This window comes from Streptomyces sp. NPDC048415 (assembly GCF_040651675.1).
Classification (GTDB): Bacteria; Actinomycetota; Actinomycetes; order Streptomycetales; family Streptomycetaceae; genus Streptomyces.
On sequence record NZ_JBEZKJ010000059.1, the window covers coordinates 1 to 16,653 of the forward strand.

At 70.4% G+C, this 16,653-nt stretch carries 21 protein-coding genes and 1 pseudogene; 4 read left to right on the forward strand and 18 right to left on the reverse strand.

The features are described from left to right. Positions 1 to 140: 140 nt before the first annotated feature. The 4 genes from AB0D27_RS30355 to AB0D27_RS30370 form a co-directional block, all read right to left on the reverse strand. Complete coding sequence (locus AB0D27_RS30355) at positions 141 to 635, reverse strand: DUF3618 domain-containing protein (protein WP_362515231.1); 495 nt, start codon at positions 633 to 635, stop codon at positions 141 to 143. After that, positions 632 to 1,045, reverse strand: coding sequence for a phage holin family protein (locus AB0D27_RS30360; RefSeq protein ID WP_362515306.1), 414 nt, complete (start codon positions 1,043 to 1,045; stop codon positions 632 to 634). The genes AB0D27_RS30355 and AB0D27_RS30360 overlap by 4 nt, the downstream gene beginning before the upstream one ends. 64 nt (positions 1,046 to 1,109) lie before the next feature. Further along, positions 1,110 to 1,772, reverse strand: coding sequence for a hypothetical protein (locus AB0D27_RS30365; RefSeq protein WP_362515233.1), 663 nt, complete (start codon positions 1,770 to 1,772; stop codon positions 1,110 to 1,112). Beyond that, entirely contained in the window at positions 1,769 to 1,903 is a 135-nt protein-coding gene (locus AB0D27_RS30370) for a hypothetical protein (RefSeq protein ID WP_362515235.1), read from the reverse strand. The genes AB0D27_RS30365 and AB0D27_RS30370 overlap by 4 nt, the downstream gene beginning before the upstream one ends. Positions 1,904 to 2,075: 172 nt before the next feature. Between AB0D27_RS30370 and dapA the strand changes: the two genes are divergently transcribed. Beyond that, the gene (gene dapA, locus AB0D27_RS30375) at positions 2,076 to 3,017 is read left to right on the forward strand and encodes a 4-hydroxy-tetrahydrodipicolinate synthase (protein ID WP_362515237.1); all 942 of its coding nucleotides are present in this window, start codon (positions 2,076 to 2,078) and stop codon (positions 3,015 to 3,017) included. On the opposite strand, the gene AB0D27_RS30380 is transcribed toward dapA, so the two are convergent. Continuing rightward, positions 2,953 to 4,146 carry a WD40 repeat domain-containing protein gene (locus AB0D27_RS30380; RefSeq protein WP_362515238.1) on the reverse strand — a complete coding sequence of 398 codons (1,194 nt, stop codon included), beginning with the start codon at positions 4,144 to 4,146 and terminating at the stop codon, positions 2,953 to 2,955. The two genes, dapA and AB0D27_RS30380, sit on opposite strands and share 65 nt — an antisense overlap. Next, the gene (locus AB0D27_RS30385) at positions 4,143 to 4,700 is read right to left on the reverse strand and encodes a SigE family RNA polymerase sigma factor (protein WP_362515240.1); all 558 of its coding nucleotides are present in this window, start codon (positions 4,698 to 4,700) and stop codon (positions 4,143 to 4,145) included. Before AB0D27_RS30385 ends, AB0D27_RS30380 begins: the two co-directional genes overlap by 4 nt. Positions 4,701 to 4,837: 137 nt before the next feature. Here AB0D27_RS30385 and AB0D27_RS30390 point away from each other — a divergent pair, with 137 nt between their 5' ends. Beyond that, entirely contained in the window at positions 4,838 to 5,350 is a 513-nt protein-coding gene (locus AB0D27_RS30390; protein WP_362515242.1) for a hypothetical protein, read from the forward strand. Positions 5,351 to 5,400: 50 nt separating this feature from the next. Here the strand turns inward: AB0D27_RS30390 and dapD are convergent, their stop codons facing one another. From dapD to AB0D27_RS30405, 3 genes are all read right to left on the reverse strand, one after another. Then, positions 5,401 to 6,390 (reverse strand): 2,3,4,5-tetrahydropyridine-2,6-dicarboxylate N-succinyltransferase, encoded by a 990-nt coding sequence (gene dapD / locus AB0D27_RS30395; RefSeq protein ID WP_362515243.1) that lies wholly within the window; start codon positions 6,388 to 6,390, stop codon positions 5,401 to 5,403. Between the two features lie 134 nt (positions 6,391 to 6,524). Further along, entirely contained in the window at positions 6,525 to 7,061 is a 537-nt protein-coding gene (locus AB0D27_RS30400) for a TetR family transcriptional regulator (protein WP_362515245.1), read from the reverse strand. Between the two features lie 34 nt (positions 7,062 to 7,095). Then, positions 7,096 to 7,416 (reverse strand): multidrug efflux SMR transporter, encoded by a 321-nt coding sequence (locus tag AB0D27_RS30405; RefSeq protein ID WP_362515246.1) that lies wholly within the window; start codon positions 7,414 to 7,416, stop codon positions 7,096 to 7,098. A gap of 147 nt (positions 7,417 to 7,563) precedes the next feature. On the opposite strand from AB0D27_RS30405, the gene AB0D27_RS30410 reads away from it, so the two are divergent. Further along, the gene (locus AB0D27_RS30410) at positions 7,564 to 8,643 is read left to right on the forward strand and encodes an oxidoreductase (protein WP_362515247.1); all 1,080 of its coding nucleotides are present in this window, start codon (positions 7,564 to 7,566) and stop codon (positions 8,641 to 8,643) included. Here the strand turns inward: AB0D27_RS30410 and AB0D27_RS30415 are convergent. The 9 genes and pseudogenes from AB0D27_RS30415 to AB0D27_RS30455 all read right to left on the reverse strand — a co-directional run. Beyond that, positions 8,629 to 8,760: pseudogene (locus tag AB0D27_RS30415) on the reverse strand (VOC family protein); the annotation flags it as partial. The gene AB0D27_RS30410 and the pseudogene AB0D27_RS30415 sit on opposite strands and share 15 nt — an antisense overlap. Positions 8,761 to 9,059: 299 nt before the next feature. After that, a complete protein-coding gene (locus AB0D27_RS30420; protein ID WP_362030635.1) occupies positions 9,060 to 9,398 on the reverse strand; it encodes a metal-sulfur cluster assembly factor in 339 nt (112 codons plus the stop codon). Next, positions 9,395 to 9,859 (reverse strand): Fe-S cluster assembly sulfur transfer protein SufU, encoded by a 465-nt coding sequence (sufU, locus tag AB0D27_RS30425; protein WP_362515248.1) that lies wholly within the window; start codon positions 9,857 to 9,859, stop codon positions 9,395 to 9,397. Before sufU ends, AB0D27_RS30420 begins: the two co-directional genes overlap by 4 nt. Positions 9,860 to 9,875: 16 nt before the next feature. Further along, positions 9,876 to 11,132 carry a cysteine desulfurase gene (locus tag AB0D27_RS30430; protein ID WP_362515250.1) on the reverse strand — a complete coding sequence of 419 codons (1,257 nt, stop codon included), beginning with the start codon at positions 11,130 to 11,132 and terminating at the stop codon, positions 9,876 to 9,878. Beyond that, on the reverse strand, positions 11,129 to 11,914 hold the full coding sequence (gene sufC, locus AB0D27_RS30435) for a Fe-S cluster assembly ATPase SufC (RefSeq protein ID WP_362515254.1): 786 nt from the start codon (positions 11,912 to 11,914) through the stop codon (positions 11,129 to 11,131). Before sufC ends, AB0D27_RS30430 begins: the two co-directional genes overlap by 4 nt. A 7-nt stretch (positions 11,915 to 11,921) precedes the next feature. Then, positions 11,922 to 12,260, reverse strand: coding sequence for a bifunctional 3-phenylpropionate/cinnamic acid dioxygenase ferredoxin subunit (locus tag AB0D27_RS30440; protein WP_362515255.1), 339 nt, complete (start codon positions 12,258 to 12,260; stop codon positions 11,922 to 11,924). After that, the gene (sufD, locus tag AB0D27_RS30445; protein ID WP_362515257.1) at positions 12,260 to 13,441 is read right to left on the reverse strand and encodes a Fe-S cluster assembly protein SufD; all 1,182 of its coding nucleotides are present in this window, start codon (positions 13,439 to 13,441) and stop codon (positions 12,260 to 12,262) included. The genes AB0D27_RS30440 and sufD overlap by 1 nt, the downstream gene beginning before the upstream one ends. Positions 13,442 to 13,500: 59 nt before the next feature. Further along, positions 13,501 to 14,922: a Fe-S cluster assembly protein SufB gene (gene sufB, locus AB0D27_RS30450; protein ID WP_362515258.1), complete on the reverse strand. Its 1,422-nt coding sequence runs from the start codon at positions 14,920 to 14,922 to the stop codon at positions 13,501 to 13,503. Continuing rightward, entirely contained in the window at positions 14,919 to 15,665 is a 747-nt protein-coding gene (locus AB0D27_RS30455; protein ID WP_362515260.1) for a metalloregulator ArsR/SmtB family transcription factor, read from the reverse strand. The genes sufB and AB0D27_RS30455 overlap by 4 nt, the downstream gene beginning before the upstream one ends. Positions 15,666 to 15,826: 161 nt before the next feature. Between AB0D27_RS30455 and AB0D27_RS30460 the strand changes: the two genes are divergently transcribed. Further along, positions 15,827 to 16,618 carry an AAC(3) family N-acetyltransferase gene (locus AB0D27_RS30460; protein WP_362515261.1) on the forward strand — a complete coding sequence of 264 codons (792 nt, stop codon included), beginning with the start codon at positions 15,827 to 15,829 and terminating at the stop codon, positions 16,616 to 16,618. The last annotated feature ends 35 nt before the right edge of the window (positions 16,619 to 16,653 follow it).

Here is a 16,653-nt window from a genome sequence, read left to right on the forward strand (position 1 = left end):
GCAACACCTTGATCCCGCAGATGAGTTCGGCCACACCCGCGCCCGTCATGGCCGAGCCGAAGAAGACGGGGTGCACCAGGTCGGCCTACGACCCGCCAGCCGCCGGTGTGCCGGTGTGCCGGGGTGAGGAGCAGCGAGGTTCAGCGGTGTCCGTTGTGCCGCCTCCGGAGGAGCCCCGCCGCGACCACCGCGCCCGCCCCCGCGATCAGCACGGGACGAGGGTGCCGCAACCCGGCCTGGACGACCGTGGTGGCGGCGGCCCGCACAGGCTGCGGCACGGTGTCCTGAACGACGTGCCCGGCCTGCGCCGCCTTCCCCTGCACCGCGTGCCCGGCCTGCGCCGCCCTCCCCTGCACCGCGTGCCCGGCCTGCGCCGCCCTCCCCTGCACCGCGTGCCCGGCCTGCGCCGCACTGCCCTTCATCTGGACGGTCGCCGTACCCGCCCGCTCCTTGAGCTCGGCCGCGCGGGCCCGAGCCCGGGCCTTCACGTCGGCCTTGGCGGCCAACTCCTCGACAGTGTCGCCGAGTTGACTCCTGGTCTCCTCGATCTGCTGCCGCAACTCGTCCGGCCCCTTGGCGCCGGTCTCCGCGGCCCCCGCACCGGGGCCCACGCCCGTACCCTCGTCCTTCGTCATCGATGTGCCCTTTCCTTGATCTCGTCCATGTCGGCCCTGACGCTGTCGAGCGCGCGCTCGGGTGTGGGTGGCGCGGCCCGACGCAGCTGTGCGCGGCCGGTGACGGCCAGTGCCGCCGCGAGCGCGAGGAGCACCGCCGTGACGACGAGTGCCGCCGCCCACACGGGCAGGGTCAGGGAGAGCGCGGCGACGCCCGCGGCGGACAGGGCCATCAGCCCGACATAGCCGACGGCGCCCGCGGCGCCGAGCAGGCCGCCGCCGCGCCCCGCACGCCGGCTCTTCTCCGCCAACTCCGCCTTCGCGAGGGTCACTTCCTGCCGTACGAGCAGGGAGAGCTGCTCGGTGGCCCGACCGACGAGCTCACCCACCGACTGCTGCCCGTGCTCGTCCCGCACGGGCCCCTGGTCCATGGTCTTGGCCACGTGTCCCGCCTCCTCTCGCTTGAGGAGGTCCGAGTACCCGTACGGGCCCGTGCTACCCCTGCGGCCCCCGCTTGTCGAGCCGCGCCAACTGGCTCTGGAACCAGTCGAGTCGGGCCTGCAACAGGGCCGCCTCGGCGACGAGCTCGCAGACTCCGAGATCGACGGGCGGACCGGCCCCGCCGCTCGCGGCGCGGACCCGCAGCCCCTCGCCGGCCAGCCGCGCGAATCCGGCCAGTGACAGGGACGTACGACCACGTACGCAGCCCGCGCACGCCGCCGTCAGCGCGCGCCATCCGGGCCGGCCCCAGCCCGCGTCGGCCAGGGCCCCGGCCGCCGCGCCGCAGGCGCAGGGGCCGACAGTCGCGGTGCGCACGCGCTGCCGGGCGTAGCGGAAGCCGCGTTCGAAGCGGATGTAGGCGCCGAGGACGGAGACTTCGAGGAGGACGGCGGCCCGGTGCTCGGCGAGACAGAGCATCGCCTCGGCGGTGGCGGAGTCGTGCACGCAGTGGAAGCCGCAGTCGCACCGGCGGTGCGGCGCCCGGTGCCGCCGCCCATAGACACACCCGGCCTCGTCCAGTACGCCGTACGGCAGCGCGCCACCCAGTGATACGCCGGTGAACCCGGCCCGCGTGCCGTCCTGGGACAGCACCGGGTGGGCAATCTTGTATCCGGTCGGCGGCTCCGTCGGGCGTTCCTCGGGGAGCCGGGGCCTCATCGGCCGGCCGCGACCTCTTCGGGCACGGAGGCCTCCGGCTCCTCGACGATCTCGGGCAGTTGAAGTTCGTCTTCCCGTGCCTGAGCCCGCTCTTCCGCGACTCCGGTGGCGAGTGCCTTGCCCAGCCTCATGACGCCTCCCGCGCTCTGCCGACGACTGCCGTCCTCGCCATGGTGACCCATGGGGGGCCGGATTCACACCAGGGCCTCGCCACCCCACAACCCCGACTCCGTAGCAACCCTTGCCCATATGTGGTAGCAGAATTAAGTGGAGCTTCACAATCGGGGAGTCGACACTACTCCCATGAACACGACGCACTTCGGCCGCGCCCTCTGCGCGATGATCACCCCCTTCACCGAGGCGGGCACGCTCGACCTCGACGGTGCGCAGCGGCTCGCCGACCGGCTGGTCTCGGAGGGCTGCGACGGGCTGGTCCTGTCCGGCACCACGGGTGAGTCGCCGACCACGACGGACGCGGAGAAGGCCGCGCTGGTGCGGGCGGTGCGGGAGGCGGTCGGCGACCGGGCGTCCATCGTGGCCGGGGTGGGCACGGCCGACACCCGGCACACCGCGGAGCTGGCCCTGGAGGCCGAGAAGGCCGGCGCGGACGGGCTGCTGGTGGTCACGCCGTACTACAGCAGGCCTCCGCAGGACGCGGTCGAAGCGCACTTCCGTGAGATCGCGGACTCCTCGGGGCTGCCCCTCGTGCTGTACGACATCCCGGGCCGCACCGGCACCCGCATCGAGCCGGACACGATGATCCGGCTCGCCGAACACCCGAGGATCGTGGCGGTCAAGGACTGCGCGTACGACCACCTGGGCACCCAGAAGGTGCTGGCCCGCACGGACTTGGCGTACTACGCGGGCTGCGACGAGTACGTCCTCGCGCTGTACGCGATCGGCGCGAGCGGATACATCAGCACCGTGGCGAATGTGGCGCCCCGTCAGTTCCGGGCGATCCTGGACGCGTTCGACGCGGGGGACACCGCCGGGGCGGCACGCCTCCAGCGACGGCTCGTGCCGCTCGTCGAGTCGATGATGTCGGACGGTCTGCCGGGCACCGTGACGGCGAAGGCGGTCCTCGGCGCGCTGGGGCTGCCCGCGGGTCCGGTCCGCCCGCCGTTGCGGCCCGCCGACCGGATGAGGGTCGACGGGCTGCTGGCGGCGTACGAGGAGCTGGTCAGCGCCGGCCGAACAGGGGGTCCCAGTGCCTGGCGTCGTACTCCTGCGTCCCGTAGCCACTGAGCGGCACGAGCTTGTCGGTGCCGAGCGTGAGGAGGACGAGCCTGCGGGGGTTGCCGCTCATGTGCTCGTTGATCTGCCAGGCGACGAGCCGCTTGTTGCCGGCCCAGGCGAGCAGGGCCACGTCGGGCACCCCGGGTACCCGCTTGCCGGTCGCCAGGACTCTCACGCCTGAGGGAAAGGCCACGAGTTTCCCGTCGGGGGAGGCGCCGGTGTCCACGTCGACGAGCTTCTTCTCGTCGGGGGGCGTCGGCACCGTCCTGCCCACCAGGTCGTGATAGACGCGGTAGGGCTGGTCATAGGTGTGCTCGTAGAGGAGCTTGCCGTCGAGGTTGAACAGGAAGTCCGAGCGGGGATTGAGGGAACGGCCGGCCGAGTCCTTCCAGGACGAGGCCTTGTGCCAGTCGGCCTTCCCGGAGGCGACGTCGATGACGCTGAACCCGGTCCTGCTGGGCATGCCCTGCGGTTCGACGACCTTGCCGTGCGGGCCGATGAGCTCCCTCCTGCGGCTCCAGTAGAGCCGGTCCGGATTCTTGTCGTACGTCGTCGCGAGGAGCTTCCTGCCGTCGGGCGAGAAGTCGATGCCGGCCGCGCCCTGCGGCACCGGGATCCAGCGGTCCACCTCACCGGTCATCAGGTTCAGCAACCCGACGCGCCGCGCGGGCAGTTCACGCTCCAGGACGGCCGCCGTCCGTCCGCCCGGCGCGACATCGACGAGGGACCACCGGGAGTCCTTCTCGTATCTGCCGGTCCTCTGGTCGAGCAGACGGTACGTCCGCGTGATGATCTCGTCCTTGTTCGGCTGCTCCACCTTCTGCACGGCGCTGAACGCGGCGAGCACCGTGTCCCCCGCCGCGATCAGGTCGCGCGGCGGCGACTGGTCGGGGTGCGCGATGATGTCGCTCCGGTTCGTCTCACCGGCCGGGCGCACATCGTCCCCGCCGGTGTCGAGCAGCGGCACGGCCACGGCCGCCGCGACGGCGGCCACCGTGGCCACGGCGGCGCCCGCGAGCGTACGGGTCCTGCGGCGCCTGCGGACGGCGAGCACCCGGTCGGCGAAGTCGGGCGGTGTGCGCACGCCGCCCGCGGCCTGCTCGCGGAAGGTGTCACGGACGAGGTCTTCGACGTTCACTGACGCACCTCCACGGGCGAGAAGTCACGGGACGGCGGCTGTACGGGGCTGCCCGCGCCGGGCGCGGCCAGTTCGGGGGCGAGCGCCCGCAGCCGGGCGAGCGAGCGATGGGTCGTGGACCGCACGGTCCCGACGGAGCAGCCGAGGAGCCGGGCCACGTCGGCCTCGGGCAGATCCTCGAAGTAGCGCAGCACCAGCACGGTGCGCTGGCGTGCCGTCAGCCGGGCCAGCGCCCCGCGCATCACCACGCGCAGTTCGGCGGCGGCCGAGAGGTCCGCGCCGGGCGACGCCTCGGGCGGCTCGGCGACGCTCAGTTCCCGTCTCGGCCACTTCAGCCGCCAGCGGCTCACCTGCTGCCGGTACAGGATCTGCCGTACGTACGCCTCGGGCTCGTCGATCCGGTGCCACCGGCCCGCCGCCTTGATCAGCGCGTTCTGCAGCAGGTCCTCGGCCGCGTGCCGGTCCCCGCCGCTGAGCAGGACGGCCGTCCGCAGCAGCGCGGACGACCGGTTCGCCACGAACTCCCGGAAGCTTTCGTGCGCTTCGGCATCCATCGTCACCTTCTCTTCCCCGGCGGCCCCCGTGGCCCGCCCCGTGCCCCTTGTGACGCGCGTGCCCACCCCTCGCTATGCCGCCGGGCCAGGAGCGATTTTCCCCGGCTGTTCCACCAGGCGTCCCTTACGGTGGGCCGGTGAGCCGACCGCTGCTGTTCCTCGACGTCGACGGCCCCCTCAACCCGTACGCCGCCCGGCCGGAACGCGGGCCCGAGGGCTATACGACGATCCGGGTGGCCCTGACCCCCGGCAGGCCCCTGCGCGTCTGGCTCCACCCCGACCACGGCCGCAAGCTCCTCGGCCTCGGCTACGACCTGTGCTGGGCCTCGACCTGGATGGACGCCGCCAACCGCTGGATCGCCCCGGTCATCGGCCTCCCCGGACTCCCGTACGTCGACTTCGCCGGCGCCCTGTTCGCCTCGCGGCCCGACGGGGTCCACTGGAAGACGGAGGCGATCGTGGCGTACGCGGGGGGCCGCCCCTTCGCGTGGGTGGACGACGAACAGAGCCCGGCCGACGAGGCCTACGTCGCCGCCCAGCACCCGGCGCCCGCGCTGCTCCGGTACGTCAGTCCCCGCCTCGGCCTGCGCGAGGACGACTTCACGGCGCTGGCGGAGTTCGCCGCGGCCCTTGGCACGGGCGGCACATAGCCGAGCGCCCTCCCGCCGGTGGCTGGAGGGCGCTCGGCGCAGACAGGCGGCTAGTTGTGGCTGTGCAGGACCTCGTTCAGGCCGCCCCAGACGGCGTTGTTCGGCCGCGCCTCCACCGTGCCGGTGACCGAGTTGCGGCGGAAGAGGATGTTCGAGGCACCGGAGAGTTCGCGGGCCTTGACGATCTGGCCGTCGGGCATCGTGACGCGGGTGCCGGCGGTGACGTACAGCCCGGCCTCGACCACGCACTCGTCGCCGAGGGCGATGCCGACGCCCGCCTCGGCGCCGATGAGGCAGCGCTCGCCGATGGTGATGCGGACGTTGCCGCCACCGGAGAGGGTGCCCATGGTGGAGGCGCCGCCGCCGACGTCGGAACCGTCGCCGATCACGACACCGGCGGAGATACGGCCCTCGATCATCGAGGTGCCGAGCGTGCCGGCGTTGAAGTTCACGAAGCCCTCGTGCATGACGGTGGTGCCCTCGGCGAGGTGCGCGCCGAGACGGACCCGGTCGGCGTCGGCGATGCGAACGCCCTTCGGCGCGACGTAGTCCGTCATGCGCGGGAACTTGTCGATGGACGTCACCTGGAGGTGCAGTCCCTCCGCGCGCGCGTTCAGCCGGACCTTCTCGACGTCGTCGACGGCGACCGGGCCGAGCGAGGTCCAGGCGACGTTGGCGAGGTGGCCGAAGATGCCGTCCAGGCTCTGGCCGTGCGGCTTGACGAGGCGGTGCGAGAGCAGGTGCAGGCGCAGGTAGGTGTCGTGCGCGTCGATCGGCTTGTCGTCGAGCGAGGCGATGACCGTACGGACCGCGACCACCTCGACGCCCCGGCGGGCGTCCCGGCCGATCGCCGCGGTCGCGCCTCCGCCGAGCAGCTCCGCGGCCCTCTCGGCGGACAGCCGCTCCGTGCCGGAGGGGCCGGGCTCGGCGACCAGCTCGGGTGCGGGGAACCAGGTGTCGAGGACGGTGCCGTCGGCGGCGAGGGTGGCGAGCCCGGCGGCGACGGCGCCGGTGGTACGAGAAGCAGTCGTGTCGGTCATGGGTGAAACCTAACGTGGCGAAGGCCGCACGGGCGAACCGGTGCGCGGGGCGTCTCAGGTACCGGGCGCACCGCACGGCTCCCGCCCGGCGCGCGCCACAGGGTGGCGTGTCTCAGGGCCGCTTCCCCTCCCGATCAGCCGATGAGCCGCGCCAGCATCTCCCTCGTGTACTCCTCGTCGTACGCCGCACCCGTGAGCAGCACCTGCAGGCAGATTCCGTCCATCAGGGCGACGAGCGCCCGCGCGGTGACGGGGTCGGTGCGGCGGGCGAGGAGGTCGACGAGACCCTCGGTCCACTCGGCGGCGACGGGGCGCAGGGCGGGGCGGCGGAGGGCGGCGAGATAGAGCTCGTACTCCAGCTCGAGGCCCGTGCGGTCGCCCGCGAGCCACTCGCCCGTGATGCCGGCGAGTTCGGCGGCCAGTTCGCCGCCGGTGTCCTCCAGGGCGCCGCGCGCGGCGAGGACCTTGGCGAAGCCCTCGTTGGCCTGGCGCAGGGCGGCGACCATGAGTTCGTCGAGGGTCTTGAAGTGGTACGTGGTGGAGCCGAGCGGCACATCGGCCTCGGCGGCGACGGAGCGGTGGCTCAGCCCGGCGATGCCCTTGTGCCCCACGACCCGGATCGCCGCGTCGATGATCCGCTGCCGCCGCTCGGGGTCGTACCGGCGCGCCATCAGTGCGCTCCGCCCGGCACGGTGTGCGGCGCCATCAGTGCGCGCCGCCCAGGTTGAGCAGCACGACCCCGCCGATGATCAGCGCGATTCCGGCGATCTTCGCGGCGGTCATGCCCTCGCCGAGGAACACCATGCCGATCGCGGCGATGACGGCGGTGCCGACGCCCGCCCAGATCGCGTAGGCCGTGCCGACCGAGACGGTCTTCAGGGTCTGCGCGAGCAGCGCGAAGGCGATGACGTAGCCGAGGACGGTCACCAGCGACGGCCAGAGCCTGCTGAAACCGTCGCTGTACTTCATGGCGGTGGTGGCGGCCACCTCCGAGGCGATGGCTCCGGCGAGCAGCACGTATCCCATGTGTACGAGTGTACGCATCGATGCGTACGCCCGTACACAGAGCGGTCCGGGATACCCCGTAGGCACCGTCCGCCGCACCGGATATCGTTCGCGATCACAGTGGGGGCCGGAGCCGGAAGGCTCCCGGAGCAGGGGAGCGCAAGAGGGATGTCGGACAGTTCGGGGTGGGGACCAGCGGGGCCGTACGGCGGCCCTCCGGGCGGCTGGGGCTGGGTACCGGCGCCTCCTCCGCCCAAGCCGGGTGTCATACCGCTGGCCCCGCTGGGCGTGGACACGGTCTTCGGCGGCGCTTTCGCCACGATGCGTCGGTACGCGCGGCCGCTGTTCGGACTCGCCGCCTTGGTCCATCTCGCGGTGGCCGTCCTGGTGCTGGCCGCGGCAGCCGTCGCGTACGCCGCGACGAGCGGCCATCTGCACACGATCTACGACACACCCCGTCACCCGCGGTGGGCCGACTTCCGGCCCGTGTTGCTCGCGTTCGGCGCTGTGTGGGCCTTCGCCGTCGTGGGGATGACGGTCGCGGGTGCCTTCGTCCAGGCCTCCTGCGCGGCCACCCTGCACGACGCGGTGCTCGGCCGGCGGGCCACCCTCGGCCAGATCTGGCGGCGCACGTGGCCGCGCACCCCGTCGGTGCTCGGGGTGACCCTGCTGCTGGGGCTGATCCTGGCGATCCCGATGCTGCTGTTCGCCGCGGTGTTCGTCTCGTTCTTCCTGGCCGTCGTGGGGTTCGGCAGCGATCTGCCGTACGGAGTCCTCTTCCTGCTCATGCTGGCGGTCGTACCGCTGACGGTGTGGCTCTGCGTCCTGTTCTGCTTCGCCCCGGCCGCGGCCGTGCTGGAGGCGGCCCGGCCCGTGCAGGCGCTGCGGCGCTCGGCGCGGCTGATGCGCGGCGCGTGGTGGCGCACGTTCGGCATCATGCTGCTCGGCGGTCTGACCGCGGTGGTCGTGTCGCTGGTGATCCGGCTGCCGCTGATGTTCGCGATGCCCGGTCCGCGGCCGTACGACGCCTCGTCGCCTCCGGCCGCGGACGCGGCGGGCGTCTACGCCCAGAGCCTGCCCCACTCGGTCGCCTATCTGGCGCTCTCGGTGGTCGGAAGCCTGGTCACCCAGGTGTTCACGATGGTGTTTTTGCCGCTGATCTCGTCCCTGCTCTATCTGGACCAGCGCATCCGCAGGGAGGGACTCGCGGAGGTGCTGCTGCGCGTGTCGGGGTCAGTCCACGAGTGACTTCTTGGGCCGCAGCACACAGAACTCGTTGCCCTCGGGGTCGGCGAGGACGCCCCAGCTGACGTCCGCGCTCTGCCCGCCGTCGGCCCGGCGCGCCCCGAGGGCGAGGATGCTCCGTGCATGCACCAACTCCCGCCGCCCTGCTTTCCGTTGAAGGGACGCACGCACAGAGACAGAACGCTCGGGCTCGGCACCCGCGCGACGGCAGCCGCGCTCATCGCTGCGGGGGCGCTCATCGCCGGGCGGGGGCGCTCGTCGCCCTCCCCCGCCCGGCGCACGCGGCCACCGTCATGATCTCGACAGCACGCTGTAGCGCGCGGACTCGGCGTTCCGTGTGGTGAAGGGCTGGGCCTGAGCCCGGGAACAGCTGTGGCCCCCGGCACGCCGCCGGGGGCCACACACAGGTTGCGGGGAGATCAGACGTTGAACCCGAGCGCCCGAAGCTGCTCACGTCCGTCGTCCGTGATCTTGTCCGGGCCCCACGGCGGCATCCAGACCCAGTTGATCCGCAGTTCGTTGACGAGGCCGTCCGTGGCGGACTTGGCCTGGTCCTCGATGACGTCGGTGAGCGGGCAGGCCGCGGACGTCAGCGTCATGTCGATCGTCGCGATGTTCGCGTCGTCGATGTGGATGCCGTAGATGAGGCCGAGGTTGACGACATCGATGCCCAGCTCGGGGTCGACGACGTCGTACAGCGCCTCGCGGACTTCCTCCTCGGAGGCGGGCTTCGTCGTCAGAGTCTCGTTCTCGCTCATGCCGTCTTCCTCTCGGCGCTCTCGCCCAGAGCCTGGGCCGTCGCGTCCTTCCATGCCATCCAGCTGAGGAGGGCGCATTTGACCCGGGCCGGGTACTTGGAGACACCGGCGAACGCGACCGCGTCCTCCAGCACCTCCTCCATCGCGTCGTCGGGCTCGATCCTGCCCTTGGACTGCATCAGCTCCAGGAAGGTCTCCTGGATCTTCTGCCCCTCGGACACGTCCTTGCCGACCAGGAGCTCGTTCAGTACGGAGGCCGAGGCCTGGCTGATCGAGCAGCCCTGGCCCTCGTACGAGATGTCCGCGATCCGCTCCCCGTCGTACCTCACCCGCAGTGTGATCTCGTCGCCGCACGTCGGGTTGACGTGGTGCACCTCGGCGTCGCCATCCCGCAGACCGCGCCCGTGCGGGTGCTTGTAGTGGTCCAGGATGACTTCCTGGTACATCGAATCCAGCTTCACGATTCCAGCCAGCCCCTCAGCCGAAGAAGTTCCGTACGTGCTCCAGCCCGTCGACCAGCGCGTCGATCTCGGTCGGCGTGGAGTACAGATAGAACGACGCTCGCGTGGTCGCAGGAATTCCGTACCGCAGGCAGACCGGGCGGGCGCAGTGGTGACCGACCCGGACCGCGATGCCCTGCTCGTCGAGGACCTGGCCCACGTCGTGCGGGTGGATGTCACCCAGCGTGAACGAGATCGCCGCGCCGCGGTCCTCGGCCGTCGTCGGGCCGATGATCCGCAGGTCGGGGACCTCCGCGAGCCGCTTCACCGCGTACTCGGTGAGCGCGTGCTCGTGGGCGAGGACCTTGTCCATGCCGATCGAGTTCAGATAGTCGATCGCCGCGCCCAGACCGACCGCCTGCGCGATCGGAGGCGTGCCCGCCTCAAACTTGTGCGGCGCGGGGGCGTACGTCGACGAGTGCATCGACACGGTCTCGATCATCTCGCCGCCGCCGAGGAACGGCGGGAGGTCCTCAAGCAGCTCCTGACGGCCCCAGAGCACGCCGATGCCCGTCGGACCGCACATCTTGTGGCCGGTGAAGGCCACGAAGTCGGCCTGCAGGGCCTGGACGTCGAGCGGCATGTGCGGCGCCGCCTGCGAGGCGTCGATCAGGACCAGGGCGCCAACCTCCTGGGCGCGGCGCACTATCGCCTCGACCGGGTTCACGGTGCCCAGGATGTTCGACACCAGCACGAAGGAGACGATCTTCGTCTTCTCCGTGATGATCTCGTTGATGTTGGAGAGGTCGAGGCGGCCGTCGTCGGTCAGGCCGAACCACTTCAGCTTCGCGCCGGTGCGCTGCGACAGCAGCTGCCACGGGACGATGTTGGAGTGGTGCTCCATCTCCGTGATGACGATCTCGGTCTCGTGGTCGACCCGGTAGGGCTCGTCGGCCCAGCCGAGCATGTTGGCCACGAGGTTGAGCGACTCGGAGGCGTTCTTGGTGAAGATCACCTCGTCGCGGCTCGGCGCGTTGATGAACGCGGCGACCTTGTCGCGCGCGCCCTCATACAGCGCCGTGGCCTCCTCGGCGAGCACATGCACACCGCGGTGGACGTTGGCGTTGTAGCGCTCGTAGTACTCGTTCAGGGCGTCGAGCACCTGGCGCGGCTTCTGCGAGGTCGCCGCGTTGTCCAGGTACACCAGCTTCTTACCGTCGTGGACCTGGCGGTCCAGGATGGGGAAGTCCTTGCGGATCGCCTCGGTGTCGAGGAGGCCCGGCAGCTGCGTCACGCGGATACGCCACCCTTCGTGTCGACTTCGTCGTGCTTCGCGTAGGCCTCGTAGCCCTCGTTCTCCAGCTTGTCGGCGAGCTCGGCGCCGCCGGACTCGACGATCCGGCCGCCGGAGAAGACGTGAACGAAGTCGGGCTTGATGTAGCGCAGGATGCGCGTGTAGTGCGTGATCAGCAGGGTGCCGACCTCGCCGGTCTCGCGGACACGGTTGACGCCCTCGGAGACGACGCGCAGGGCGTCGACGTCCAGGCCGGAGTCGGTCTCGTCGAGGATCGCGATCTTCGGCTTGAGCAGCTCGAGCTGAAGGATCTCGTGGCGCTTCTTCTCACCGCCGGAGAAGCCCTCATTGACGTTGCGCTCGGCGAAGGCGGGGTCCATGGAGAGGCGCTCCATGGTCTCCTTGACCTCCTTCACCCAGGTACGCAGCTTGGGGGCCTCGCCGCGGATCGCCGTGGCCGACGTCCGCAGGAAGTTGGAGACGGAGACGCCGGGGACCTCGACGGGGTACTGCATCGCCAGGAACAGGCCCGCGCGTGCGCGCTCGTCGACGGACATCGCCAGGACGTCCTCGCCGTCGAGGGTGACGGTGCCGCCGGTGATCGTGTACTTCGGGTGGCCCGCGAGCGAGTAGGCGAGGGTCGACTTGCCCGAGCCGTTGGGGCCCATGATGGCGTGCGTCTCGCCCTGCTTCACGGTCAGGTCGACGCCCTTGAGGATCTCCTTCGTGGCGTTGTCGGCCTCGACGGTGACGTGCAGGTCGTGGATTTCAAGCGTTGCCATGGGTTCCTCAGGACTCCTGGGTGAGGGAGACGAGCACGTCGTCCCCTTCGATCTTTACGGGGTATACGGGGACGGGGCGCGTCGCGGGAAGGCCGGACGGCTTGCCTGTGCGGAGGTCGAAGCTGGAGCCGTGCAGCCAGCACTCGATCTGACAGTCCTCCACCTCGCCCTCGGAGAGCGAGACGTTCGCGTGCGAGCAGATGTCGTTGATCGCGAACACCTCCCCCTCGGTCTTCACGACCGAGACCGGCGTGCCGTCGAGTTCCACCCGCTTCGGGGTGCCCTCCTCCAGCTCGCTCAGCCCACAGGCCCTCTGGTAGTGACCACTCTCGAAGGTCGCGGGCATCAGACCGACGCCTCCAGCTCTTCGTCGATCTTCACAAGAAGGCGCTCTTCGATGTCGTCGACACCGATCTGCTGGACCAACGCGGCGAAGAAGCCGCGGACCACCAGGCGGCGGGCCTCGGGGGCCGGGATGCCGCGGGCCATCAGGTAGAAGAGCTGCTCGTCGTCGAAGCGGCCGGTGGCGGAGGCGTGTCCGGCACCGACGATCTCGCCGGTCTCGATCTCCAGGTTCGGCACGGAGTCGACGCGGGCGCCGTCGGTCAGAACCAGGTTGCGGTTCATCTCGTACGTGTCCGTGCCCTCGGCCTTGGCCTCGATGAGGACGTCACCGATCCACACCGCGTGGGCGCCCTCGCCCTGGAGCGCGCCCTTGTAGGCGACGTTCGACTTGCAGTGCGGGGTGTTGTGGTCGACGAGGAGGCGGTGCTCCTGGTGCTGGCCCGAGTCCGTGAAGTACAGACCGAACAGCTCGGCCTCGCCGCCGGTCCCGGCGTAGGAGACGCGCGGGTGCAGGCGTACGACGTCGCCGCCGAAGGTGACCACGAACGACTTGAAGGTGGCGTCCCGGCCGATCAGCGCGTTGTGCTGGCCCACATGCACGGCCTTGTCGTCCCAGTCCTGGACGGAGACGACGGTCAGCTTGGCGCCGTCGCCCAGGATGTAGTCGACGTTCGCCGCGAGGACCGCGTCACCGGTGTGGTCGATGACGACGACGGCCTCGGCGAAGGCTCCGAGTTCCACGACCTGATGGCCGTAGGCCACTCCGCCCTCGCCGTGCACGGCGATACGGATCGGCTCGGTGAGCACCGTCTCCTTGGGGACGGTGACCACGCCGGCCTTCTCGAACGCCGAGTACGCCTGGGCGGCGACGCGGTCCACCGGGATGCCGGCCTTGCCGATGCGGGCGTCGTCACGGCCGACGGTCTCGACGGTGACGCCCTCGGGGGCCTCGATGTCGATCTTGACGCCGTCGCCGGTGGCGACCGCGGTGCCGTCGTGCAGCCCGCGCAGCCGCTCCAGCGGCGTGAACCGCCACTCCTCCTCGCGGCCGTGGGGGACGGGGAAGTCCGCCACGTCGAAGGACGCGGGCGCGCTCATGCGCGTGGCGACGGTCGACTCGGCGGCCACCGCGATCTGGCCGGCGGTGGTGGACCCCACCGGAATATTCTGAGCCTCAGCCATGGCTGTCGGTCTGCTCGCTTTCTTACGTGAGTGGCTTGATGGGGGACGGCAGTTGGCTCTTAGCCGACCGCGCCTTCCATCTGGAGCTCGATCAGCCGGTTGAGTTCGAGGGCGTACTCCATGGGCAGCTCCTTGGCGATCGGCTCGACGAAGCCGCGCACGATCATCGCCATCGCCTCGAACTCGGTCATGCCGCGGCTCATCAGGTAGAAGAGCTGGTCCTCGGAGACCTTGGAGACGGTTGCCTCGTGGCCCATGGACACGTCGTCCTCACGGACATCGACGTACGGGTACGTGTCGGAGCGGGAGATCGTGTCGACGAGCAGCGCGTCGCACAGCACGTTCGACTTCGAACCGTGGGCGCCCTCGCCGATCTCGACCAGACCGCGGTAGGACGTACGGCCGCCACCACGCGCCACGGACTTCGACACGATGTTCGACGACGTGTTCGGCGCCATGTGGACCATCTTGGAACCGGCGTCCTGGTGCTGCCCCTCGCCCGCGAAGGCGATGGACAGGGTCTCGCCCTTGGCGTGCTCGCCCATCAGGTAGACGGCCGGGTACTTCATGGTGACCTTGGAGCCGATGTTGCCGTCGATCCACTCCATGGTCGCGCCCTCGTAGGCGACGGCGCGCTTGGTGACCAGGTTGTAGACGTTGTTCGACCAGTTCTGGATGGTCGTGTAGCGGCAGCGGGCGTTCTTCTTGACGATGATCTCGACGACCGCGGAGTGCAGCGAGTCCGACTTGTAGATCGGGGCTGTACAGCCCTCGACGTAGTGCACGTAGGCACCCTCGTCAACGATGATCAGGGTCCGCTCGAACTGGCCCATGTTCTCCGTGTTGATCCGGAAGTAGGCCTGGAGCGGGATCTCGACCTGCACGCCCTTCGGCACGTAGATGAAGGAGCCGCCGGACCACACGGCGCTGTTCAGCGACGCGAACTTGTTGTCGCCGACCGGGATGACGGTGCCGAAGTACTCCTTGAAGAGCTCCGGGTGCTCCTTCAGCGCGGTGTCGGTGTCGAGGAAGATGACGCCCTGCTCCTCCAGGTCCTCGCGGATCTGGTGGTAGACGACCTCGGACTCGTACTGGGCCGCGACACCGGCGACGAGGCGCTGCTTCTCCGCCTCCGGGATGCCGAGCTTGTCGTACGTGTTCTTGATGTCCTCGGGCAGGTCCTCCCAGGACTCCGCCTGCTTCTCCGTGGAGCGTACGAAGTACTTGATGTTGTCGAAGTCGATGCCCGACAGGTCCGAGCCCCAGCTCGGCATGGGCTTCTTCTCGAAGAGACGCAGGCCCTTGAGGCGGAGCTTGGTCATCCACTCCGGCTCGTTCTTCTTCCCGGAGATGTCGCGGACGACGTCCTCGTTGATGCCGCGCTTGGCAGAGGCGCCGGCCGTGTCGGAGTCGGCCCAGCCGTATTCGTACTTGCCCAGGCCCTCGAGTTCGGGGTGAGCAGTCTCCGTGGGGAGAGTCATGCGGGGTTCCTCCCGGCCGTGCTTGCAGATGCGTTATCAGTGGTCTTGGGGGCGCTCTTGGGAATGAACGTCGTGCAGACGCCGTCGCCGTGGGCGATGGTGGCCAGCCGCTGGACATGCGTGCCGAGCAGCTGCGAGAAGAACTCGGTCTCCGCCTCGCACAGCTGCGGAAACTGCTCGGCGACATGGGCGACCGGGCAGTGGTGCTGGCAAAGCTGCTCGCCGACCGGTGCGCTGCGCGCCGTGGCAGCGTACCCGTCCGCGCTCAGGGCCTTGGCCAGCGCTTCGGTGCGCTCCTCGGGGGCGGCGGCCTCGATGGCCTCGCGGTACACGGTGGCCTGGGTGGCGATCCTGGCGCGGGCGAAGGCGACGAGCGCCTCGTCCCCGCCCTCGCGTTCCGCGATCCAGCGCATGGCGTCCGCGGCGAGCTTGTCGTAGGACTGGTCGAAGGCGTCCCGGCCGCAATCGGTCAGGGCGAAAACCTTGGCGGGGCGGCCGCGCGTCCGCGCTCCGTAGACCCGCTGCTCACGTGCTTCCACGACGTCGTCGGCGACGAGCGCGTCCAGATGGCGGCGCACGGCGGCCTGGGTCAGTCCCAGCCGTCCCGCGAGATCGGCCACCGTGGACGGGCCGTGGTCCAGGATGGACCGCGCGACCCGGTTGCGCGTCGAACGCTCACCGGTCGCCAGTTCCTCCTGCGGGGCCCCCGTGGGGGTCTCCCGAGCCTCGCCAACGTTTTTCACAACGCCATTGTTGCGTAATTCCTCAGAACCTGACAAGCCGCGTCCTGAGGGGTGGACGGTGCCCTGCATCACTTAGGCATACCTAAGGTGACCTGCGGAAATGATCTTTGCTCGTTCAATTCGGTGGCGCGGGCGCGGGCGCTCGGGGAAACTGCCGACCCATGCCGACACCCCCTCCGACCGGCCCACTCGTCACCAGAGGCACAGTCGCCGCACAGCTGCGCGAGCTGGGAGTACGGCCCGGCGAGACCCTCCTCGCGCACTCCTCCCTCAGCTCCCTCGGCTGGGTCAACGGAGGCCCGGTCGCCGTCGTCCAGGGACTGCTCGACGCGCTCGGTCCCAACGGCGCCCTGGTGGTCCCCACCCAGTCCGGCGACCTCTCCGATCCGGCCCTGTGGAGCAACCCGCCGGTACCAGAGGAATGGTGGTCGGCCATTCGAGTGACGATGCCCGCCTACGACCCCCGTGTGACGCCCTCGCGCGGGGTCGGCGTCATCCCGGAGACCGTACGCAACTGGCCGGGCGCCCTGCGCAGCGCGCACCCGGAGACCTCGTTCGCGGCGCTCGGCCCGCGCGCGGCAGCGATCACCGGGAGCCACGCACCCGACTGCCGCCTCGGTGAGCGCAGCCCGCTGGCCCGTCTTGAGGCCGACGGCGCCCGGGTCCTGCTGCTCGGCACCGGCTACGACACCTGCACCAGCTTCCATCTCGCCGAGTACCGCATTCCGTCTCCGGCCGTCGAGGTAGGACGCCCGTCCTTGGCGGGCTGGCAGGTGGTGCGGGAGGTGTCGATCACCTCGGATCGGTTCGAGGAGCTGGGCCACGACTTCGAACGGGACCGTCCCGTCGTACGGGGCACGGTGGGCGCTGCCGACGCACGGCTGTTTCCGGTCGCCGACGCGGTGGCGTACGCGGAGGGCTGGCTGGCGCTGCACCGGCCACGGGACCTGTAGGTGGATACGGGCCCCGGCGCCCGCGAGGCGCGCGG